Source organism: Brucella pituitosa (assembly GCF_003049685.1).
Taxonomy (GTDB): domain Bacteria; phylum Pseudomonadota; class Alphaproteobacteria; order Rhizobiales; family Rhizobiaceae; genus Brucella; species Brucella pituitosa.
Map to the genome: position 1 here is coordinate 2482727 of NZ_PYSY02000001.1, position 23263 is coordinate 2505989.

Consider the following 23263-nt stretch of genomic DNA (forward strand, 5'->3'; position numbering starts at 1 on the left):
GATGCCGTTTGCAACAGAGTGTTTATTGTGTGCAATCGCGGATAAAGCGCGCGAGATAAGCGTCAAATTCTGCTGGTGCTTCGCGGAATGGCGCATGACCTGCATTGTCGATAACGTGGGTTTTACCTTCCCACAGATTGCCGAATTTCACTTTCGACACGAAATCGAGTTCAACAAAAAGGCTCGTCACGGCCATTGACGACCGCGATAGGGGAGTTGTGCTTCCGCTACGATGTCGCGCTGGTTGCCGCCGGTGCCAGAGCCAAATTTTTCAAACATGATGCGGCGTGCGCGTCCGTCGGTGCGTGCAACGATATCGAGAAGCGATGCCTCGAATGGTTCGCCGCAGGTGCTGCGAGCGTAGGATTCCACATCGCGTTCCCAAAAGATTTCCTGTCCGGCGAGTGCCATATCAGGACCGCTCTTGAACCCCTGCCCTACTTCTTCGCGCGCGACAGGCGGCGTCCCAGTGATCATCAGGCCCCGCATTTCAGGATAACGGGCAATCATCTCGATGCCGATATGTCCGCCGAGCGACCAGCCGAAAACGACAGCATCGGCAATCCCGAGCTTTTGCATGACTTCCGTCATCGCGTCCGCATAGCCTTCCATCGAATAGCTGCGGTCGGGGTCGATGGCATCGGATGATTTGCCATGGCCCGGAAGATCAGGCGCGATCACACGCCACTTCTTGCCGATTTCTTCTTCGAGCTGCGGCGCAAAATGGCACCGAACTTGAATTGCCATGGATCATCAGGAGGGTGCGCCCTCGCCTGAACTTTCACGCACCGCAATGCGGCCATGGCTGGTTTCAAGTTCGTGATAATTGATTGTCATGTCGTCTGTTCCCACAGTCTGGAGATTTTAATCGTAAGAAACCTTGCCGCGGCCCTTCTTGATATCCGATCGCCCGGACTTGGCCTTAAGGCGGCGTTCGATCGAGCCTTTTGTCGGCTTGGTTTTCCTGCGCGGCGGTGGCGGTGGTTCAGCCGCCTTGGCGATCAGCGCAATCATCCGCTCACGTGCATCTTCGCGGTTGCGTTCCTGTGTGCGGAAGCGATTGGCCTCGATCAGAATGTCCCCATCCTTGGTGCCCTTCTGACCGGCAAGCTTGAAAAGACGGGAAAGCACATCTTCCGGCAGGCCGGATTGGCTGGCGTGAAAACGCAGCTGGACAGCGGTGGAAACCTTGTTGACGTTCTGACCGCCGGGACCGGATGAGCGAATAAAGCTCTCCTCATCCTCGTGGATGGTCAGGCGGTTGGTGATGCGGATGATGTTGCGGCTTTCTTCCATGATGCGAAGTGATACACCGCTTTTTGTCCATTAGACAAAAGGAAAACCCGACCTTTCGGCCGGGCTTCTCCTCCTCCTCAGGATGTTTAATGCACGCCTTCCAAAAGTGGGAACTGGTCTTTGGGAGACATGCGCAGAAAAAGCTATTCTGCAGCGATCTGGGTTGCCGGTGCGGCATCCTTCACATCGTGATCGACATGGCTTTCGAACTTCTCGAAATTGTTCACGAACATATCGACAAGTTTTTTGGCCTGTGCATCGTATGCGGCCTTGTCGGCCCAGGTCGAACGCGGATCGAGAATGGAAGCGTCCACGCCCGGCACTTCAACCGGAACGGCAAAGCCGAAATTCGGATCGGTGCGGAATTCCGCATTGTTGAGTGAGCCGTCGAGCTGCAGACAAAGCGCACGCGTCGCCTTGATCGGCATACGCTTGCCAGTGCCATAAGCGCCGCCGGTCCAGCCGGTATTGACCAGCCAGCAATCGACCTTGTGCTCTGCGATCAGCTTGCGCAAGAGATTGCCGTATTCGGACGGATGACGCGGCATGAACGGTGCGCCAAAGCAGGTCGAAAACGTTGCTTCCGGTTCGGTCACGCCTTTTTCCGTACCCGCGACCTTGGCGGTGTAACCCGACAGGAAGTGGTACATGGCCTGTGCAGGTGTCAGCTTGGCAATTGGAGGCATCACGCCGAAAGCGTCAGCGGTGAGCATGATGATGTTTTTCGGCTGACCGCCCTTGCCCGATGCAGATGCGTTCGGAATGAAGTCAAGCGGATAGGCGCAGCGGGTGTTTTCCGTGAGCGAACCATCGTCGAAATCTGGTTGGCGGTTTGCATCCAGCACGACATTTTCCAGAACAGTGCCGAAGCGCTGTGTGGTGGCGAAGATTTCAGGTTCGGCTTCTGCCGAAAGACGGATGGTCTTGGCATAGCAGCCGCCTTCGAAATTGAAGATGCCATGTTCGCCCCAGCCATGCTCATCGTCACCGATCAGTGTGCGGCTTGGATCTGCAGAAAGCGTGGTCTTGCCGGTGCCGGACAGGCCAAAGAATACAGCCGTATCGCCGTTGGGGCCTTCATTGGCCGAACAATGCATCGGCATGACGCCCTTGGCTGGCAGAAGATAGTTGAGTGCGGTGAAGACCGACTTCTTCATTTCGCCAGCATAGGACGTGCCGCCGATCAAAACGATCTTGCGGGTGAGATCAACTGCGATGACAGTTTCGGTGCGCACACCATATCGTGCAGGATCAGCCTTGAAGGAAGGCAGATCGATAATGGTCATTTCAGGCAGGTAAGACGCAAGGGCTGCTTCTTCCGGACGGATCAACAGGTTGCGGATGAACAGCGAGTGCCATGCATATTCGGTGACAACGCGCGCATTGATCTTGTTGTCTTTATCAGCGCCGCCGATGAGATCCTGTACGAAAAGCTCCTTGCCTTTCGCATGCTCGATGAAATCGGCATAGAGCTCGAAAGCTTCCGGCGTCATGGGCTTGTTGTTGTCCCACCAGACCTGATCTTCGGTGTTTACATCGCGAACGACGAACTTGTCTTTTGGCGAACGGCCCGTGTGCTGGCCAGTGCGCGCAACAAGTGCACCCTGCGCGGAAAGCTCTGCTTCGCCACGGCGAATTGTCTCTTCATAAAGCCGTGCCGGTCCAAAATTATAAAAGACTGCGGACAGTTCCTTCAATCCTGAAGTGGCAATGGAAGCGGCAGTATTGTGAATGCCGATCTCTTTCATGGTCTCTCCGCCATCTGGTTCAAAAATTTGTTGTCCCGATTTCATTTTAAATCCGGGATGGCAGTCAGAAACAGATTAATTAAATCAAATCAAATATTTAATCGATTTAAAAATTGAAACTTTTTAAATCGTTTAATCTTGCGTTATTCCGTGTATTTCCAGTCTGGAACAATTCTCGATTGCGTTAAGCGGCAAAAACGTTTCGCTTTGGGGCATCGATGGCAAGTTGAGCCGTTGCCACATTTTGTACCTAATTTGTACTGCACAAGCGGGACGACTATTATAGTATTGATTTGTCAGACAGCTGGACCAACGCTCCAGTGAGTTGACAAAGAGGGTTTAAAGTCGAGACGCCAGAAGGCGTTCGGTAATTTCTGCCGCTGATGTAATCGGGGCGGTTAAAAAAGGAGAAGGTCCGCATGAAGGAAGCTTCGGCAACGCAGACAATTGCGCTGGTCGACGATGACCGCAACATTCTGACCTCCGTTTCCATTGCTCTGGAGTCGGAAGGCTATCGCGTAGAGACCTATACCGATGGGGCTTCCGCATTGGATGGCCTGATGGCGCGTCCACCGAACCTTGCGATCTTTGATATCAAGATGCCGCGTATGGACGGTATGGAATTGCTGCGCCGCCTGCGCCAGAAATCCGATCTTCCGGTCATCTTTCTGACGTCCAAGGACGATGAGATCGACGAATTGTTCGGTCTCAAGATGGGGGCCGACGATTTCATCACCAAGCCGTTCTCGCAGCGCCTTCTTGTTGAGCGTGTGAAGGCTGTTCTGCGCCGTGTTGCTGCGCGCGACGGCACTGCAAAGCCGACCGGTCAGCAGGCCAAGTCGCTGGAACGCGGCCAGCTGGTCATGGATCAGGAACGCCATACCTGCACCTGGAAAGGTGAGCCGGTAACGCTCACTGTCACAGAATTCCTCATCCTTCATTCGCTTGCACAACGCCCGGGTGTTGTGAAAAGCCGTGACGCGCTGATGGATGCGGCTTATGATGAGCAGGTCTATGTGGATGATCGAACCATCGACAGCCACATCAAGCGTCTGCGCAAGAAGTTCAAGTCGGTTGATGACGACTTCGAGATGATCGAAACGCTCTATGGCGTCGGTTATCGCTTCCGCGAAGCGTGAAATAAAGTTATGAGAGCATGTCTCCCAAAAGTGGAAGCCGGTTTTGGGATAAAGACATGTGCAAAAACAAAGAATTAAAGCGTGTCGTATGAATATGATAAAACACGACACGCTTTAAATCGCCGGGCTTTCAGAGGCCCGGTGATGCTCAATAAGAAGGCTAGATCGAAGCGACATGGTCGCCGAAACCCGGAAAGACAGTGCCGTTACCATGAGAGCGTAGGGCGCGGCGGCAACGCTCGCTTTTCCTGCGTCGTCTTTTTGCGCCTTTCAGCCGGTTTCTCGGTCAGTTTCTGTTCTCCAGTCTGACACGCCGCATATTGTTTCTCAATCTTGCAGCCCTTGCCGTGCTGGTTTCCGGCATTCTCTATATGAATCAGTTCCGCGAGGGTCTGATTGATGCCAAGATCGAAAGTCTGCTCACACAGGGCAAGATCATCGCTGCTGCGATTTCCTCTTCCGCCACGGTCGACACCAATTCGCTGATGATCGATCCGGAAAAGCTTCTGGAGCTTCAGGCAGGGCAGAGCATCACGCCATCACCTGATTCGCCTGATAACTGGGAATTTCCGATCAATCCGGAAAAAGTATCACCGCTCTTGCGCCAGTTGATTTCACCGACCAGCACGCGCGCGCGCATTTACGATCATTATGCGAATCTCCTGCTCGATTCCCGCTCGCTTTACGCGCCAGCTTTCGCTTCTGGCGGTCCGGTATTCCGCTATGATCTGCCAGCAATCGAAGAAGATACGCCAAGTGTCTGGGAGCGTTTCACAGGCTGGTTTTCCCGTCTATTCTATGGCGGCGGTCTGCCGCTTTATCAGGAGCAGCCAGGCGGCAATGGTCTGGCCTATCAGGAAATCGTTCGCGCACTGACCGGCTCGCCGCAAACGGCACAGCGCCGTAACCAGCAAGGGGAGCTGGTGGTGTCGGTCGCCGTACCAATCCAGCAATCGCGTGCCATTCTGGGTGTCCTCCTGCTTTCGACTGAAGGTGACGACATCGACAAGATCGTGCAGGGCGAGCGCATGGCCGTTTTCCGCGTGTTCGGTGTTGTTGCTGCTGTCATGGTGATCCTGTCGCTGTTTCTGGCGTCCACCATTGCAAGCCCGCTGAGAAAGCTGGCTGCAGCAGCAGACCGCGTGCGTCTTGGTGTGAAAAGCCGCGAGGAAATCCCGGATTTCTCTGAACGCCAGGACGAGGTTGGCCATTTGTCGACCTCTATCCGTGCGATGACCGATGCGCTTTATACCCGCATCGAGGCGATTGAGAGTTTCGCGGCTGACGTGAGTCACGAGCTGAAAAACCCCCTCACCTCGCTGCGAAGCGCGGTTGAAACCTTGCCGCTTGCCAAGAATGATGATTCGCGCAAACGCCTGCTCGACGTCATTCAGCACGATGTCCGCCGCCTCGACCGCCTGATTACCGATATTTCGGATGCTTCGCGACTGGATGCGGAACTGGCACGCGAGCATTCTGATCGCGTTGATATGAAGACGCTGCTGAACGGTCTGGTGGCTGCCGCGCGCGAAGTGCGCCGAAACAAGGTTGGCACCGAGATCGTGTTTAATACCGGCAAATTGCCGTCCGGCAAAAAAGGTTTCTTCGTTGCCGGTCATGATTTGCGTCTTGGACAGGTCATCAGCAATCTTATCGAAAACGCACGCTCCTTCGTCCCCGATGATACAGGGCGTATCGTTGTCACGCTGAGCGGCGAAGGCAGCCGTTTGCGGGTGCTTGTCGAAGATAATGGGCCCGGCATTCCGATCGAAAATATCGAGCGCATCTTTGAGCGTTTCTATACAGACCGCCCGGCTTCTGAGGCTTTTGGCCAGAATTCCGGCCTTGGTCTTTCGATCAGCCGCCAGATTATCGAGGCGCATGGCGGAACGCTGACCGCAGAAAATATCATCGATCCAGCCATACCCGATCACAGGCCAGATCATATGAAAGGCGCGCGCTTCATCGTCGATCTTCCGGCCAGCGCGTGATTCCGACATGACACCCGAAGAGGAAAAAAGCGGCCTTCATGCGACGACTGTGCAATTGCAGGGTCGTGGTGTCATGCTAATGGGCAAGTCCGGCGCAGGTAAGACCGAACTGGCCCTCACCCTTGTCGAACGTGCGATTGTTCGCAATGAGCAGGCTTGTCTTGTCGCCGACGACCGCACTTTATTGCATGTGGAAAGCGGTAAGCTGATTGCGAGTGTTCCGCAAACCTTGGCCGGAGGTGTCGAAATTCGTGGCGCGGGCCTTTTCACTGTTGCTTATGTGGAACAGACGCCACTCGATCTCGTGGTCAAATTGGTCGACCGTGATGGGGCCGAACGCTATCCGAGTGATGAAAAATGGCATTTCGAAGGTGTTGAAGTTCCGCGCCTGCTGCTCCTGCCCTTTCATCGAATGGCGATTCCAACGCGCTTTCGCGGGCTATAGAGGCTACTTTGTTTTCTAAACCCTGGCCCTGAGGCCAGTGCCGGTGTTTTTGCCGTGTTCAAAAGCGTGCTTAACGCTGCGGCATTTTGCTTTTCAAGGCAATGCCGAAATTTTTCACTTGCTATCAAGATTTGCCCTGCCAAGATGCACAACTCGTCGGTTAAGGACCGGCAGGGTTTTAGTGCCATCTGCGCCTTTGGCGGGTTAAAGCGGCGGGCACGCGACAGGAGCTTTTAAAGTATGATCGGACTCGTGCTTGTTACGCACGGAAGGCTGGCCGAGGAGTTTCTCCATGCTGTTGAGCATGTAGTTGGCCCGCAAGACAATTTCGAGACCGTATGTATCGGTGCGGAAGATGACATGGAACAGCGTCGTCGGGATATCGTCGATGCTGTCGAGCGCGCCGATAGCGGCAGAGGTGTCATTGTTCTGACGGATATGTTTGGCGGCACGCCGTCCAATCTGGCGATTTCGGTGATGGAGGAAGGCAAGATCGAGGTCATTGCAGGTGTGAACCTGCCGATGCTGATCAAGCTTTCGAGCGTTCGCATTGCTGGCGACATTAAGACGGCGTTGCGTGAAGCGCAGGATGCCGGACGCAAATATATCAACGTCGCAAGCCAGGTTCTCACAGGAAAGTAATCATGCATCCCACCGTGGCCGTTACTGGCGAATACGATGCCGATAGCGCTTTGTCGCGGTCCTTTGAGATCGTCAACAAGCGCGGGCTTCATGCCCGCGCTTCGGCCAAGTTCGTGCAGCTTGTGGACAGTTATGATGCCCATGTTCGTGTTAGCAAGGACGGTATGACGGTGGGCGGCACATCCATCATGGGCCTCATGATGCTGGCAGCCTCACCCGGCTGCTGTATCGATGTCCGTGCATCCGGCGAACAGGCCGATGCCGTTCTCGATGCGCTTCAGGCGCTTATCGCCGATAAATTCGGCGAGGAATGCTGAGTCTCCACGCGTTCTGCCGCTTCGCAATCAATTGATATAGACACATAAAGATTTCTTTATGTTGCGTTGTGCTGTGCGTGCTGATCTGCTAATCAGAACGCCAGCCGAAGCCCTTTGTCATTATTTTGTTCGGGGCTTCAAAATCAATTTGATTGGAGCAGATGATGACCGCAAGTCAGGATTTTGTCGTCAAGGATATGAGCCTCGCTGACTGGGGCCGTAAGGAACTCGATATTGCTGAAACCGAAATGCCGGGCCTGATGGCTGCGCGCGAAGAGTTTGGCAAATCACAGCCACTCAAGGGCGCACGCATTTCTGGCTCGCTGCATATGACAATCCAGACAGCTGTCCTGATCGAGACGCTGAAGGCTCTGGGTGCCGATGCGCTGGGCATCGTGCAATATTTTCTCGACGCAGGATCATGCTGCGGCAGCAATTGCAGCAACCGGCACGCCGGTTTTCGCCATCAAGGGCGAAACGCTAGAAGAATACTGGACCTATACCGACAAGATCTTCCAGTGGTCGGATGGTCAGCCGTCCAACATGATCCTCGATGATGGTGGCGATGCCACCATGTACATCCTGATCGGCGCACGCGCTGAAGCTGGCGAAGACGTTCTTTCCAAGCCTGAAAGCGAAGAAGAAGAAGTTCTGTTCGCACAGATCAAGAAGCGTATGGCTGAAACGCCAGGTTTCTTCACCAAACAGCGCGATGCGATCAAGGGTGTGACCGAAGAAACCACCACGGGCGTCAACCGTCTTTACCAGCTGCAGAAGAAGGGTCTCCTGCCCTTCCCGGCAATCAACGTCAATGATAGCGTCACCAAGTCGAAGTTCGACAACAAGTATGGCTGCAAGGAATCGCTGGTTGACGGCATCCGTCGCGGCACCGACGTCATGATGGCTGGCAAGGTCGCCGTCGTTTGCGGTTATGGCGATGTTGGCAAAGGCTCTGCAGCATCGCTCGCAGGCGCAGGCGCTCGCGTCAAGGTCACGGAAGTTGATCCAATCTGCGCGCTTCAGGCTGCAATGGACGGCTTTGAAGTCGTAACGCTCGATGATGCCGCTTCGACCGCCGATATCGTGATCTCGACGACCGGCAACAAGGACGTCATCACGCTTGACCATATGCGCAAGCTGAAGGATATGGCCATTGTTGGCAATATCGGTCACTTCGACAATGAAATTCAGGTTGCAGGTCTTCGTAATCTCAAGTGGACCAATGTGAAGCCACAGGTCGATCTGGTTGAATTCCCGGATGGCAAGCGCATCATCCTGCTTTCGGAGGGTCGTCTGCTCAATCTTGGCAATGCAACGGGCCATCCAAGCTTCGTTATGTCAGCGTCCTTCACCAATCAGGTGCTGGGTCAGATCGAACTCTTTACGCGCACTGACGCGTATAAGAATGAAGTCTATGTCCTGCCAAAGCACCTCGACGAGAAGGTTGCGCGTCTGCATCTCGACAAGCTCGGCGCAAAGCTGACTGTGCTTTCTGAGGAACAGGCCGCATATATCGGCGTAACGCCACAAGGCCCATTCAAGTCGGAACACTACAGGTATTAATTACCCGTTAACCATACTGCTACATCTTGTAGGTCGGGCATCTTTACGTTGCCCGGCCTTTATTTTTGCGTGCAACACGCTTCACGCGGATTCACGGTGAGGGTATTGTGAAGACGAATCAATGTGTTTTGACGGGTGTTTGCGTTGGGCGTTTTTTGCCAGTTCAGGCGAAAGACGGGCGACCTATTCATCCTCGAAACATGTCTGGCTTTCAGCATTGTGGCGATGCGCGAGGGTCCGAATGAAGCATTTTGAAATACAGGAGCACCCTTTTTGAGGAGGCTTCCGGGCGGCGGAGACAAGGGAAATATGCCAGAGGTTGGCTCAACGGGGAGCTTGCGGAGCAAATCCGCATTCAGCGCAGGCAGGCACCTGAAAGGTTCGCTTTCGCTTGGCTTCAGCCCTCTCAAACGGGTCATCCTCAAGGCAACGGTTTCCTTTGCCGCACTTGTTGCGGCGGCTCCGGCAGCATTTGCACAAGGTGCTGAAAATTCCACGCGCATAGACCTGCCATTTGGTGGCAGTGTCGGTGCTTTTGAAGTCATCCAGTTTTCGATTTTTCTGGGTGCCATGGGTGCGGCCCTTTTGTCTGCTGGCTGGCTGATCCGCGACCGTTCCAAGATCGCCAATGAAAACAATGAATTGCGCTCGCGTCTGTCCGATATGGGATTGGCTGCACAACGCAATGACGCATTGCTTAACCTCAAAGATCAGCGCATCGTTGTCTGGGATGCACATGGCGCACGCGCCGATGTCGTCGGACAATTGCCGTTTGATTGCGGTGCGCCGCAGGACCGTTCGCATTTTCTGGCCTTTGGTCGCTGGCTTCGTCCGCAATCTGTGACCGAGCTTGAACGCGCGGTTTCGGCCTTGCGCGAGCAGGCTCATGCTTTTGATCTGACAGTTGAAACTGTCAACGGCACGCTTCTGGATGTTTATGGTCGCACGTCGGGCAGTTTTGCGATTGTGCGCTTCCTGAGCCTTCAAGGCGTGCAGGCGGAGCGCGCAGCATTGCAATCGCAGAACCGCGAACTCTCTGAAAAGCTTGCGCTCTTACGCCATCTGCTGGACCGGATTGAACAGCCGGTCTGGGTGCGTGGTTCCGATGGACGTATCGAATGGGTCAATGGTGCCTATGCGCGCGCAGTGGATGCCGCGGACGGCACGCAGGCAAGCTCGGAAGGCCGGGAGCTTTTTGGCGCGCAGGCCCGTCAGCGTCTGGAGCGCGACCGCTTTGCCGAGCCGGATATGCGTGAGCAAATGCCTGCTGTGGTGCGCGGCGACCGCCGGATCTATGATGTCACCGATGTGAGCGCTGAGGCAGGCTCTGCTGGCCTTGGTTTTGATTTGAGTGAAGTGGAACAGGTGCGTGAGGAACTGAACCGCACCCTGAAGAGCCACGCTGAGACGCTCGATCAGCTTTCGACGGCGGTGGCAATTTTCGATCCGGATATGAAGCTGCAATTCTTCAATCAGGCTTTCGTTTCGCTCTGGTCGCTTGATACGGCATGGCTTGAAACACATCCGAGCAACACACTGCTCTTTGATCGGCTTCGTTCCGAAGGAAAGCTGCCTGAGCAGCCGGAATGGCGAAAGTGGAAGGATTCTCTGCTTTCCGCCTACCGCGCGGTCGAGCCGGAAGAACATATGTGGCACTTGCCGGATACGCGCATCATGCGTGTCGTCGCCAATCCGCATCCGCAAGGTGGCGTGACATGGTTCTTCGAGAACATGACCGAAAAGTTCGAGCTTGAAGGCCGCTACAATACGCTGATCAAGGTTCAGGGTGAAACACTCGACCATCTGGCGGAAGCGGTTGCGGTGTTTGGCTCTGATGGCCGTTTGCGCCTTTCCAATCCATCTTTTGCCGATCTCTGGTCGCTGCCCGCAGCGATTACCGTTGAAGGCACGCATATTTCGACCATTTCCAAGCTCTGCGGCCAACGCGGCGGCGATGGTATCTGGGACGATTTCGTTTCCTCAGTCACTGGGTTCCTTGACGAACGCAACGGGCGCATGGGGCAGGTGGAGCTTGATGATGGTGTCATCCTTTCTTTTGCCGTGGTGCCGCTGCCTAAAGGTCAGACGATGCTCACCTTCATCGATGTCACCGATACGGTGCGTGTGGAACGGGCATTGAAGGAAAAGAACGAAGCGCTTTCGCTCGCCGATCAGATCAAGAACGACTTCGTGCAGCATGTTTCCTATGAGCTGCGCTCGCCGCTGACCAATATCATCGGCTTTACCGAACTGCTGCAAACGCCAACCTTTGGTTCGCTCAACGAACGCCAGCTCGAATATCTAGATCATATCGGCACGTCGTCTGCGGTGCTTCTGACCATCGTCAACGACATTCTTGACCTTGCGACGGTCGATGCCGGTATCATGCAACTCGATATTGATGATGTATCGGTGACCAACGAGATTTCCGCTGCTGCAAAGCGCGTCAGCGAGCGTCTGCACGAACATGATATCGGGCTCGATATCGATATTGCTGACGATGTCGAAACCTTTAGAGCCGATGCCAACCGCGTGCGGCAGGTCCTGTTCAACCTTTTGTCCAATGCATCCAATTATGCGCCGGAAGGTTCGACGGTCGCGCTTCAAGTGGCTCGCGATGGTACGGATATCGTCTTTGCCGTGCATGATGATGGCCCGGGCATGCCGGGCGATGTGCTGGATACGGTTTTCAAGCGTTTTCAGGCCTATCAGAATGGCGGGCGCAAGCGGGGCGTGGGCTTGGGACTTTCCATCGTCAAAAGCTTTGTCGAGCTGCATGGTGGCCGCGTAGAGATCGAAACAGGTGCGGATATTGGAACGACGGTTATTTGTCGCTTCCCATCGGAGCGCGCAGCTTCCGTGTTGCCGCCGAATAAGGTAAATGGTGCTGCATGAGCACCCCAATCAATAGCCCGATAACCCGTCTTGAATTGTTCCTGCCCGATGAAGCCGCTACACAGCGCTTTGGCGAGGATTTCGCTTTAGCGCTGATCAAAGGCGATCTCGTCACTTTATCGGGCGATCTTGGTGCCGGTAAATCCTCGCTCGCCCGCGCGATCATCCGTGCGATTGCCGATGATGAGGGGCTTGAGGTGCCAAGCCCGACATTCACGCTGGTGCAGAGCTATGAGGCTTTGCGCATCCCCGTGGCGCACGCTGATCTTTACCGGATTTCGCATGGTGAGGAGCTGGACGAACTGGGGCTTGTCGAATTCCTCGAAGATGGTGTGGTGCTGTCCGAATGGCCGGAGCAGGCGGAAGGTTTTCTGCCGGAGCCAAGCTTCGCCGTGACATTAACCCATGAAGGGCAGGGCGGCGCATTGCCATTGCAGGTCCCGAGGCTGCGATTGCGCGGCTTCAGCGTACGCTCGACATCCGGGCTTTCCTTGAAAACAACGACCGGGCAGCTGCCACACGCCGCTATTTGCAGGGCGATGCTTCACCGCGCAAATATGAGATCATTACAAGCGCACATGGTGTCGAAGTTCTGATGAATGCACCGGCGATGCCCTATGATCCACCGCTGCGCAACGGAAAATCCTATCGCCAGCTCGCGCATATTGCAGAGAATATTCAGGCTTTCGTGGCTATTGACGGCCTGCTTGCAGCGCATGGTTTGCGGGTGCCAGAAATGCGCGCAATGGATATTGATGCGGGGCTTCTGATCCTTGGATCTGGGAACAGAAGGCATCCGCGCACCCTCCGGCGAACCTGTCGCTGAACGCTATGAGGCAGCGGGACGGTTTCTGGCGCATCTTCACGGTGTTCAGTGGCCAGATCAGGCGCCGGTTCCGGGCCATCTCGATCATATCATTGCAGGATTTGACCGCGATGCGATGATCATGGAAGTGAGCCTCGTGGGACAATGGTATGCGCCACGCATCATGGGCCGCAAGCTTACTGAAGCCGAAGTTGCAGCCTATGAGGCGGCATGGGATGAGGTTCTGACCGATATCGCCGATTGCGAAAAAAGCCTGCTGCTGCGCGATTATCACTCACCAAACCTGTTCTGGTTTGAGGATGCGAAAGGTGTAGACAAAATCGGCACCATCGACTTTCAGGACGCGATGATCGGGCCAGCTGCCTATGATGTGGCTTCACTGGCGCTTGATGCCCGCGTGACGATTACGTCGGAGCTCGAAAAGGCAGTGGTTGATGCCTATTGTGATGAACGCCGCAAGCTTGGCCATGTGTTTGACGAAGCGGCTTTCCGGATGGCCTATGCCGCTATGGGTGCGCAGCGCAACGCCAAGCTGCTGGGCTTGTTCGTGCGTCTTGATGAGCGTGATGGCAAGCCGCATTATCTCGCGCATCTGCCACGCATTCATGACTATCTCGGTCGCGTCTTAAAGCATCCGGTCATGGCGCCGGTAGCCCGCTGGTTTGACGATCTCGCTTTGCTGGAGCAACAATGACACTTCCTGATACAGCGATCATGCTTGCAGCAGGTCTTGGCAAGCGTATGCGCCCGATCACCGAAACCATGCCCAAGCCACTGGTTAAGGTTTCTGGTAAGCCGCTGATCGACTGGGGGCTGGATGCGCTGGCAGTAGCAGGCGTTGAGAATACAATCGTCAATGTTCATTACTTAGCCGACCAACTGATCGACTATCTTGCCAACCGTGCAGAGCCGAAAATCACGATCTCCGACGAGCGCGATCTGCTACTTGATTCCGCGGGTGGTATCGTCAATGTGCTGCCGCAGCAGGGGGTAGGCCGTTCTACGTACTCAATGCCGATACGTTCTGGGTTGGGGATGAAGCAAAGCCGAATATCACGGCTCTTCGTGATGCATGGGACGATGCCTGCATGGATATCCTTCTCATGACGGCCCGGCTCGATCAGGCAACAGGTTTTGAAGGCAAGGGCGACTTCGTTGCGGATGTTGAGGGGCGCTTGCGCCGTCTGCGCGATGTCGCGGGCGATCCCGTCATCTATGCCGGTGCAGCAATCATTCATCCGCGTATTTTGCGAAAGCCGAGCGGGTGTTTCATCGCTCAACCGCTATTTTGATGAAGCCATTGCAGCCGGGCGTCTTTATGGTATGCCCATGACCGGGCATTGGCTGACGGTGGGAACACCGGAAGCAATCGGCGAGGCGGAGGCTGTGCTTTCCGCAATTGCGTAAGGAGAGCATGGCGGAATGACCATTACGAGGCCAAAGCTTTTTTCCATTCCATCCGGCACAGCTTTTCTACCAGCCTTTGCCAAGGCACTTCTGGAAGGCCGTTTGATTGAAGGCTTTCCGGGTAATGTGTCTGATCCACTGGCACTAGCGAGCGCCACCATCTATGTGCCGACGCGCCGCGCGCCGCGCGTGCGCTTCGTTCCATTCTGGTTGATATGAATCCGGCTAAATCTGCGATCCTTCCACCATTCGCCCGTTGGGCGATGTGGACGAAGACGCGGCTTTTCAACGCGGCTACAAGCGGCATATTCGATCTCAATCCGCCAATTGGCAAGGCCGAGCGCCTGCTATTGTTGGCGCGTCTCATTCGTCCATGGCGTGAATCGCTGCCTGCGCATGTGCGGGCGCTGTTTGGGGTCGATGATATTTCGGTTCCCGCAACAACCTCTGACGCGATTTGGCTCGTGATCTGGCTGGCCTGATGGACCAGGTCGAAACCGACAATGCCAAATGGAGCGAGCTTGCCACATTGCGCCTGATGACCTTGCCGACTGGTGGCAGGTTACGCTCGGCTTTCTCGATATTGTCACGAAACTCTGGCCGGAAATTCTGGAAGAGCGCAAGCTGTCCAATCCGGCAGCGCACCGCAATGAACTGATCTGGGGCGAGGTGCGACGACTGCGCGATCATCCGCCTCAGGGGCCTGTGATTGCGGCTGGTTCCACAGGCTCCATTCCCGCGACTGCCGAGCTCGTTTCAGTCATTGCCCGACTGCCGCAAGGCGCTGTGGTTCTGCCGGGACTGGATCGTGATCTTGATGAAGGCGCGTGGAACATGCTGGGGGCCTCGGATGATAATCCGTCCACCTTCGGCCATCCGCAATATGGTCTCCACAAGTTGTTGCAGGCCATTGGGTGTTGCGCGAGGACGTCGAGCATATCGAAGATATGCCGGTTAACAAGCGCGTGCTGGAGCGTGTGGTCAGCGAAGCACTGCGACCGGCGGAAACCACGGATGCATGGAGCCTGCTTAACCGCGATGCGGATATGCAGCCCCAAGCATTGCTGCAATCGGCTCAAAAGATCGATCTGATTGAAACCGCTAATGAGCGTGAGGAAGCGCTGGCAGTGGCCCTGGCGCTTCGCGATGCGATCAGCGATGAAAACAAGACCGCTGCATTGGTTACTGCCGATAGAAATCTCGCGCGCGTGGTGGGCGAACTCGCCCGCTTTGGCATCGACGCCGATGATTCCGGCGGCCGCCATTTGCGCGATATCGAAACCGCGACGCTGATGCGTCTCATGGTCGAAACGGTGTTCAACCCCGGCGATCCGGTGGCCCTATTGGCGCTGGTCAAGCATCCGATGCTGCGGCTTGGTGGCAAACGTATCGAACGGCGACTGGCTGCGGAAACGCTTGAATTGGTGGCGTTCCGTGGCGGTACGGGTAGGGCATCGATCATCGATCTTCCCGCCTTTTTCGATCGCCGCATGGAAGAAAGCGCCAGCCAGTCATGGCAACCGGCATGGCACGCGACTGTTACGCCTGACATGATTGAAGCGGCGCGCGCGCTTTGCGTGAACCTGTCGGAAGCTGTTGCGCCGCTGGCACCTTTTGCCACCATTAACCGGCGAACGGATATTGGCGAGATTACACGGGCAACTGTGGAAGCGCTGGAAAATCTGGCGCGTGATGAAAGCGAAAGCGTCACGCGTTATTATTCCGGGGAGCATGGCGAGAAGTTGGCTTCATTTCTGCGTCAGCTTGTGGCGAGCGAAGCGGGACTGGATTTTGAGGCTATTGAATGGCCCGCAATTCTTGAAGCTCTGATGTCGGGCGAAACCGTTAAGCCACATCCGGGCGGCCATCCGCGCGTCTTCATCTGGGGTGCGCTGGAAGCGCGTTTGCAGACCATGGATACGTTGGTGATCGGTGGCCTCAACGAAGGCACATGGCCCGCCAAGACGCGCAATGATCCGTTCATGTCGCGCCCTATGAAGGCGATGATCGCGCTTGATCCACCTGAGCGCCGTACCGGCCTTGCAGCGCACGATTTCCAGATGGCGCTCGGCATGGATCATGTCGTGCTGTCGCGTTCGCAGCGTTCGGACAATGCACCAACTATTCCGTCGCGCTGGTTGCAGCGGCTTGAAACGGTTCTGGGTTCAGATGTGACCAAGGATATGCGCTCGCGTGGGCAACGTTTTATCCATTGGGCGCGTGAAATCGATCAGGCGCCTGATGTGCCTTTTGTCAAACGCCCGGAACCGGCACCGCCCGTAAGCGCACGGCCCAAGCATTTTTCGGTCACGGAAATCGAAACCCTGCGTCGCGATCCGCGATCTTTGCCAAAAGATTCTGAAACTGCGTCCGCTGGAGCCGTTGATCCGCGATCCGGCAGCTGCAGAACGTGGGACGCTTTTTCACGACATTCTCGGGCATTTCACCGAAGAGGGCATTGATCCGCTGGCTCCCGATGCAGCCGTGCAGCTCGAAGAATTTGGCCGGCATTTCTTTGGCGAAATGGATCTACCCATTGAGATAGAAGCAGTCTGGTGGCCGCGTTTTACCGCTCTTATTCCGCAATTCCTCGAATGGGAGCGGGAACGCGCTTATAATGTTCAAACCCGCTTTGCCGAAATTTCGTCGGATAAGCGCGAGGTTGAAAGTCTTGGCATCACTTTGTCGGGCCGTGCCGATCGTATCGATCTGATGCGTGATGGGACAGCGGAAGTGATCGATTATAAGACCGGCTCCACGCCATCGCCAAGACAGGCGCATGTTCTCTTGTCGCCACAGTTGGCGCTGGAAGCAGCTCTTCTTGCGCGGGGTGCTTTTTCCGATCTGGGCGCGGTTCGAGCGTCTGATCTGACCTATGTGCGATTGCGGGCAGGCGGCGAGGTGAAGCCCGAGTCGATTTTAAAAATTGGCAGGCCGCCTTCGGAAAAAACTGCACCCGCCCTTGGTGAAGAGGCATGGCAGCGACTGGCGCAGTTGCTGACCGACTATCAGAATCCGGCTAAGGGTTATCTTTCCCGCGCGCTTCCTTTTCGTGAGACAGATTTGACGGGCGATTATGATCATCTGGCACGCGTGCTGGAATGGTCCGCTGGTGGTGATGCTGGCGGGAGGGCGGCGAATGAAAAGCAACGTGTGATTCCACCGGAAACAATTGCAGCGCAGGCCAGTGCCGCCAATCCGCTGGCCTCTGTCTGGTGTCGGCCAATGCCGGTTCCGGCAAGACTCACGTTTTGACTGAGCGCGTTATCCGGCTGCTGCTCGAAGGCACCGACCCGTCGAAAATTCTCTGCCTCACCTATACCAAGGCGGCAGCGGCCGTCATGCAGAACCGTGTTTTTGCGCGATTGTCTGAATGGGCAATGTTGCCGGATGAGGATTTGGCCGACAGGCTTGTCAAGCTTGAAGGCAGGCGTCCGGGAGCGACACGGCTTGCCGTGGCACGCAGGCTTTTTGCGCGGGCGCTTGAAACGCCAGGCGGGCTGAAAATCCAGACCATCCGCATTCTGCGAAGCGATCCTGCATCAGTTCCCGCTTGAGGCGAACATCGCAGGCCACTTCGAGATGATGGACGATCTCATGCAGGCGGCCCTTGTTGGCGAAGCGCGCCGCAGCTTGAGACCGCACATGGCGGCGGCGATCCGGAACTGGCAAACGCTTTTGCCGATGTCATGCAGGCAGCAGGCGAGATGGGTTTGCAGGCACTGCTTGATGAAGCCGTGGGCCGCCGCAATGGCTTGCAGCAATACATTATGGCGCTTGGCAATGCGGATGAGCGCAGCGAGACTTTGCACCGGCATTTCCGTTTCAGGCCCGACACGCGCGAATCCGATCTACTGGATGATATGTGGCCGGTGCCGGAATTTTCCGAAGATGCACTCGATCTCATTTTGTCGATCCAGAAGGGTGCGGCACGCGCGCATGACTTCGCGTTGCAGCTCAAGCAATATGAGAAAGTGAAAAGCAGTTTCGACAAGGAAGCCGTTCTGCGTGCTTCCTTCCTGAAGGCGACGGGCGAGGCCAAATCCGGGTCTTATGTGGGCTCGGCTGCCGTAAAAGCTGCTGCCGGATTTCGAAGAAGATTTTAATGCCGCAGCAATGCGTGTTGAACTTGGTCTCGACAAGATCAAGGAGCTGCGGCTTATCCGGCTAAATCTGGCCGGGCTCACACTCATTGATAATCTCCTGCAGCGCTATCATGATTTGAAACGCAAGCGCGGCCTGCTCGACTTTGAAGACCTAATTACCCGCACGGTGGCGCTTCTGGCGCGTGATGGGGCAGGGCAATGGGTGCAGTATAAGCTTGATCGCGGCATTGATCATATTCTGGTCGATGAAGCACAGGATACCAGTCCCGATCAGTGGCAGGTCATCCGCATGTTGTCGGAAGAGTTTTTCTCAGGCCTCGGTCAGCGCAACGTGCAGCGCACGCTGTTTGCCGTGGGCGATGAAAAGCAGTCGATCTACTCGTTTCAGGGGGCCGTGCCGGAAGACTTTGCTATTCAAGGTAAAGCCATCAGTGCCAAGGCTCGTGATGCAGACCTTACGTTTAAAGAGGTCCGCCTGAATTTCTCGTTCCGCTCTGCGCCAGATGTTTTGCAGGCGGTAGATGAAGTGTTCTCGCGTCCAGAGGCTAATCGCGGCTTGTCAGGGGCCACCGTTCACTCTGCCATTCGCGATCAGGAGCCGGGTGAGGTAGAAATCTGGGATATGCTGACGCCGGAAGTGGTTGAGGAGCCGGATGACTGGCGCGTGCCGGTCGACCACTTGCAGGCACCTGCCATAAAACTTGCCGAACAGATTGCAGAAACCATTCGCTACTGGCTTGATCGCGGCGAAACCATTCCAGGTCAGAACCGCAAACTTGCGCCGAAAGATATTATGGTGCTGGTTCGTAAGCGCGATCAGTTCATGCCAGCGCTTTCGCGGGCACTCAAAGAGCGCCATGTGCCGGTGGCTGGTGCCGACCGCCTCAAGCTTACAAGCCACATCGCCATTCAGGATTTGATGGCGCTGGGGCGTTTCGTTTACAGCCGTCAGATGATTTGTCATTGGCTTCGCTTCTAAAAGTCCGCTGTTTGGCTGGGATGATGACAGGCTGTTTGCATTGGCCAATCCGCGCAAGAGCGGCGAAACACTGTTTGAGCGTCTCTATCATGCATCCCTTGAAGAACCGGCATTGATCGGTGTGCACAAGACGCTGAGCCGCTGGCGCAATATGGCCGATACCATGCCAATCTTCGAGTTCTATGCGCGGGTTTTGAGTGCGGATGGTGCTCGGCGTAAGTTGCTTGCGCGGCTTGGGCCGGAAGCAGGCGATATTATCGACGAATTTCAGAACTATGCGCTTTCCGCTGAACGCGCTGCCTGCCGGGCATGCAGGCATTTCTGGAAACGCTCGATGCAGCCTCGCCGCAAATCAAGCGCGAACTTGATCAGGGCCGCAACGAAGTGCGTATCATGACGGTTCATGCCGCCAAAGGGCTTGAAGGCGCTGTAGTGTTTCTGGTTGATCCGGGCAATGCCGTCTGGAGCGGGACGCGCGCACCAAAGCTCATTCCGTTTGATCTTACTAATGATGGACCACAGGTGAAAGGCTATCTCTGGCAACCCAATGCTGGTTATCAAACCGGCTTTCTGGCTTCGCAGATTGAGGGCCTGAAGGTGCGCGCCGAAGAAGAATATCGCCGCCTGCTCTATGTAGGAATGACGCGTGCGGAGGACCGGCTGATTGTCTGTGGCTATCGCGGATCGCGTGAAAGCGGCGAGACATGGCACAGGCTGGTCGAAGATGCGCTGACAACAAAGGCTGAAACCTTTGTGCACCCGGTTTCGGGCGTTGCCGCCCGACGCTACCGCAACACGCCGCGCGGTTTGACTGAGATTGCCGAGCCTGAAGTGGTGCAAGTCGCAGAACTGCCGCCACTGCCAGACGACTTTAAAAAGCCGATAAAGCCGGAACCGGGGCTGCCGCGTCCCCTTGCCCCATCGGGCGCATCGGCATTGATTGAAGCGGATGAGGAGCCACCGCTCGATACGTTGTCGCCCGTTCTGGGACAGAGCGGCGAGACGTCGGCTTTCGCGTTAAGGCGCGGTACGGCGATCCATATGCTGCTGCAATATCTGCCCGAAGTGGCGATAAATGAGCGTGAAAGCTTGCGCAGGACTATCTCGCGCGCATTGCTTCCGACTGGCCCGAAGCTGAACGCGCGAAAGCCTGGGCGAGTGTGGCAACCATTCTGGCTGATCTAAAGTTTGCGCCGGTCTTTGCCAAAGGATCGCGTGGTGAAGTGGCGGTCATGGGTACGATCAATCTCGGCGGAAAAGACCATGCCGTGTCAGGGCAGATCGACCGCATCAGCGTTGACGAAGCTCGCGTTCTGATCGTGGATTATAAAACCAATCGCCCGCCGCCAAAGAGTGTTGAAGCCGTACCTTTCGCCTATCGCGCGCAGCTGGCGCTCTATCGGGAATTGCTTGCGCCTCTCTATCCGGGACGGGTAGTCGAGGCCGCTTTGTTGTTCACCGAAGGGCCATATCTGCTGCCATTGCCAGAAGCTTCAATGGATGAAGCACTGAAGGCGCTCAGTGACTCTCAAGGAAAGGTGACCAACCAGAACTTGACGGATGGCAGTCAACACGCCACATGATATAGTCAAATGAGCAGTTTCTCTTGAGTCTTTTGCTCTCAAACAGATATGAGGATAGCCCTATGGCAACCGTAAAGGTCGATAACAGCAATTTTCAGTCGGACGTTCTTCAGTCGAGCGAGCCTGTCGTCGTGGATTTTTGGGCTGAATGGTGCGGTCCATGCAAGATGATCGCTCCGGCTCTTGATGAGATTGCCGCTGAAATGGCTGGTCAGGTTAAGATCGCCAAGGTCAATATCGACGAAAATCCTGAACTCGCCGCACAGTTTGGCGTGCGTTCGATCCCAACGCTGCTGATGTTCAAGGATGGCGAACTCGCCGCCAACATGGTTGGCGCTGCTCCAAAGAGCCGCCTTGCCGACTGGATCAAGGCTTCTGCTGCTTAATCAGCAAGCTTCTGATTTGTGACAAAACCCGGCCTTTGTGCCGGGTTTTTTGTTGCGCTCATGATGCCCCGAAAGCGCAAGCATTCAAAGCTTCAATGAACTGAGAAAATACTGTTACAAATGAGGCCTATTCCCCGTGCAGTCTCAAAGCTGGCCGTCGTTCATCCGGCGGTCGCCATCGTTCGGGGTAAAGCATGCTTATTAATCGTCGTCACGCATTGGGTTTGATGGAGCTGCTGCCGGCACTTTCGTCTTGCCGGGCATCGTTCGCGCCAACCAGCGCCGCTCGATCACGATCGCGGTGCAGAAGATCACCAACAACAACACGCTCGACATCTGGAACGAGCAGTCGAATGTTGGCGAGCGTGTCTTCTTCCCGAATTTGTGGGAAGGTCTCATCCTGCGTGACTGGATGGGCAATCAGGGACCTGTTCCCGGCCTTGCCACCGAGTGGAAGCGTCTTGATGACAAGACCATTGAGTTGAAGCTGCGTCAGGGTGTGAAGTTCCACAATGGCGATGAACTGACGGCTGAAGACGTGGTTTCTCGTTCTCCGATGAGCGCCTTTTGCAGGTACTGAGCCATCGGGTGGCAAGACGCTTTACGAAGCAAACTTCAAGCCGCAGACCGAAAAAGAACTGCCAGCTGCAATTCCGGGCATTTCGCGTCGCCTGTGGCCAGCCCTTCGCGGTGTCGAAGCTGTCGACAAATATACCGTGCGTTTCCACAATGCGACACCTGACGTCACACTTGAAGGCCGCCTCTACGCCTTCGGTTCGCAGATTGCCAACAAGCGCGCCTGGAACGAAGCAAAGTCCTATACCGATTGGGCTCGTAAGCCAGTCACAACCGGCCCTTACAAGGTTGCTGACTATAAGCCAGACGTAGAACTGGTGCTTGAAGCGCACGACGAATATTGGGGCGGTCGCCCGCCATTGCAGCAGATCCGCTTCGTCGAAGTGCCGGAAGTTGCAAGCCGCGTAAACGGTTTGATTTCCGGTCAGTATGACTTCGCCTGCGATCTTCCACCAGATCAGATCGGCAATGTTGCGAACAATCCGGGTCTCGAAGTCCAGAGCTCGACCATCTGGAACCATCGCACGACGATTTTCAACACGCAGAATGAAGTGCTGCGCGATCCGCTGGTTCGCCGCGCGATGACTCATTCGATCGACCGTCAGGCAATCGTGGATTCGCTCTGGGCCGGTCAGACTGTTGTGCCTGCTGGTCTGCAGTTTGAAAGCTTCCGCACCTCCGATATGTTCATCGAAGGCTGGGAACCACCACAGTTCGACCGGAACTCGCCCGCGATCTGCTCAAGCAGGCCAATTATAAGGGCGATGCGATCCCTTACCGTCTGCTCAACAACTACTACACCAACCAGACCCCGACTGCTCAGGTTCTCGTTGAAATGTGGAAGCAGGTTGGTCTGAATGTCGAGATCGAGATGAAGGAAAACTGGGCGCAAATCCATGATCCGGCAGGCACCAAGGGTGTTCGCGACTGGTCGGCATCCAACAACATCAACGATCCGATCACACCGATGGTGGTGCAGTTTGGCCCGAACGGCGAAGTCCAGCAGAAGAAGGACTGGTCGAACGACGAGATCAACAAGCTGTCGGTCATCATGGAAACCTCGACAGACCGCGGAGAGCGCAAGAAGGCGATCAAGCGTATGCTTGAAATCTGCGAGCGCGAAGATCCGGTTTACAGCGTGCTGCATCAGAATGCTGTGTTCACCGGCATGAAGAAGGAACTGAAGTGGAAAGCCGCTCCGGCCTTCGCCATGGATTTCCGTTCAAACAACTGGAACGTCTGATCCTGATGAATGGTTGACGCGATTAAAATCAGCCATTTTCCTTTTCATGAAATGCATCTGAAAATCGCCAGTAACCGCGATTGACCGAGCGAAAGGCGGTGGCATTCGTCTCCATTCGGTT

At 55.6% G+C, this 23263-nt stretch carries 7 protein-coding genes and 9 pseudogenes; 13 read left to right on the forward strand and 3 right to left on the reverse strand.

Annotated features, from left to right (window positions below; translation table 11 throughout):
- Nucleotides 1-22: 22 nt before the first annotated feature.
- From C9380_RS12245 to C9380_RS12255, 3 genes and pseudogenes are all read right to left on the reverse strand, one after another.
- A pseudogene (locus C9380_RS12245) lies at nt 23-837 on the reverse strand (alpha/beta fold hydrolase).
- Between the two features lie 27 nt (nt 838-864).
- Nucleotides 865-1296, reverse strand: a complete 432-nt coding sequence (arfB, locus tag C9380_RS12250) for an alternative ribosome rescue aminoacyl-tRNA hydrolase ArfB (RefSeq protein WP_128093605.1) — start codon at nt 1294-1296, stop codon at nt 865-867.
- Between the two features lie 143 nt (nt 1297-1439).
- Nucleotides 1440-3044: a phosphoenolpyruvate carboxykinase gene (locus C9380_RS12255; RefSeq protein WP_128093606.1), complete on the reverse strand. Its 1605-nt coding sequence runs from the start codon at nt 3042-3044 to the stop codon at nt 1440-1442.
- 419 nt (nt 3045-3463) lie between these two features.
- On the opposite strand from C9380_RS12255, the gene C9380_RS12260 reads away from it, so the two are divergent.
- The 13 genes and pseudogenes from C9380_RS12260 to C9380_RS28505 all read left to right on the forward strand — a co-directional run bounded on the left by C9380_RS12260 (nt 3464) and on the right by C9380_RS28505 (nt 23142).
- Nucleotides 3464-4183: a response regulator transcription factor gene (locus C9380_RS12260; protein WP_024898427.1), complete on the forward strand. Its 720-nt coding sequence runs from the start codon at nt 3464-3466 to the stop codon at nt 4181-4183.
- 248 nt (nt 4184-4431) lie between these two features.
- Entirely contained in the window at nt 4432-6174 is a 1743-nt protein-coding gene (locus C9380_RS12265) for a sensor histidine kinase (protein WP_128093607.1), read from the forward strand.
- Nucleotides 6175-6181: 7 nt separating this feature from the next.
- A pseudogene (locus tag C9380_RS12270) lies at nt 6182-6651 on the forward strand (HPr kinase/phosphorylase).
- Between the two features lie 208 nt (nt 6652-6859).
- A complete protein-coding gene (locus tag C9380_RS12275) occupies nt 6860-7261 on the forward strand; it encodes a PTS sugar transporter subunit IIA (RefSeq protein WP_024898424.1) in 402 nt (133 codons plus the stop codon).
- Between the two features lie 2 nt (nt 7262-7263).
- Complete coding sequence (locus C9380_RS12280) at nt 7264-7578, forward strand: HPr family phosphocarrier protein (RefSeq protein ID WP_024898423.1); 315 nt, start codon at nt 7264-7266, stop codon at nt 7576-7578.
- A gap of 164 nt (nt 7579-7742) precedes the next feature.
- Nucleotides 7743-9141 (forward strand): annotated as a pseudogene (ahcY, locus tag C9380_RS12285) (adenosylhomocysteinase).
- Nucleotides 9142-9450: 309 nt separating this feature from the next.
- A pseudogene (locus C9380_RS12290) lies at nt 9451-12017 on the forward strand (sensor histidine kinase).
- A gap of 27 nt (nt 12018-12044) precedes the next feature.
- Nucleotides 12045-13556 (forward strand): annotated as a pseudogene (gene tsaE, locus C9380_RS12295) (tRNA (adenosine(37)-N6)-threonylcarbamoyltransferase complex ATPase subunit type 1 TsaE).
- Nucleotides 13553-14269 (forward strand): annotated as a pseudogene (locus C9380_RS12300) (nucleotidyltransferase family protein). The pseudogenes tsaE and C9380_RS12300 overlap by 4 nt, the downstream one beginning before the upstream one ends.
- A 15-nt stretch (nt 14270-14284) precedes the next feature.
- Nucleotides 14285-17398 (forward strand): annotated as a pseudogene (gene addB / locus C9380_RS26825) (double-strand break repair protein AddB); the annotation flags it as partial.
- Between the two features lie 24 nt (nt 17399-17422).
- A pseudogene (addA, locus tag C9380_RS27395) lies at nt 17423-20937 on the forward strand (double-strand break repair helicase AddA).
- A 62-nt stretch (nt 20938-20999) separates the two neighbouring features.
- Nucleotides 21000-21323, forward strand: a complete 324-nt coding sequence (gene trxA, locus C9380_RS12310; protein ID WP_007872546.1) for a thioredoxin — start codon at nt 21000-21002, stop codon at nt 21321-21323.
- Nucleotides 21324-21517: 194 nt separating this feature from the next.
- Nucleotides 21518-23142, forward strand: a pseudogene (locus C9380_RS28505) (ABC transporter substrate-binding protein).
- Nucleotides 23143-23263: the final 121 nt, after the last annotated feature.

Bases quoted from the DNA above. Each gene is read 5' to 3' on its own strand.
- C9380_RS12255 (WP_128093606.1), bottom strand. From the start codon at position 3,044: ATGAAAGAGATCGGCATTCACAATACTGCCGCTTCCATTGCCACTTCA.
- C9380_RS12280 (WP_024898423.1), top strand. From the start codon at position 7,264: ATGCATCCCACCGTGGCCGTTACTGGCGAATACGATGCCGATAGCGCT.
- trxA (WP_007872546.1), top strand. From the start codon at position 21,000: ATGGCAACCGTAAAGGTCGATAACAGCAATTTTCAGTCGGACGTTCTT.
- C9380_RS12275 (WP_024898424.1), top strand. From the start codon at position 6,860: ATGATCGGACTCGTGCTTGTTACGCACGGAAGGCTGGCCGAGGAGTTT.
- C9380_RS12260 (WP_024898427.1), top strand. From the start codon at position 3,464: ATGAAGGAAGCTTCGGCAACGCAGACAATTGCGCTGGTCGACGATGAC.
- arfB (WP_128093605.1), bottom strand. From the start codon at position 1,296: ATGGAAGAAAGCCGCAACATCATCCGCATCACCAACCGCCTGACCATC.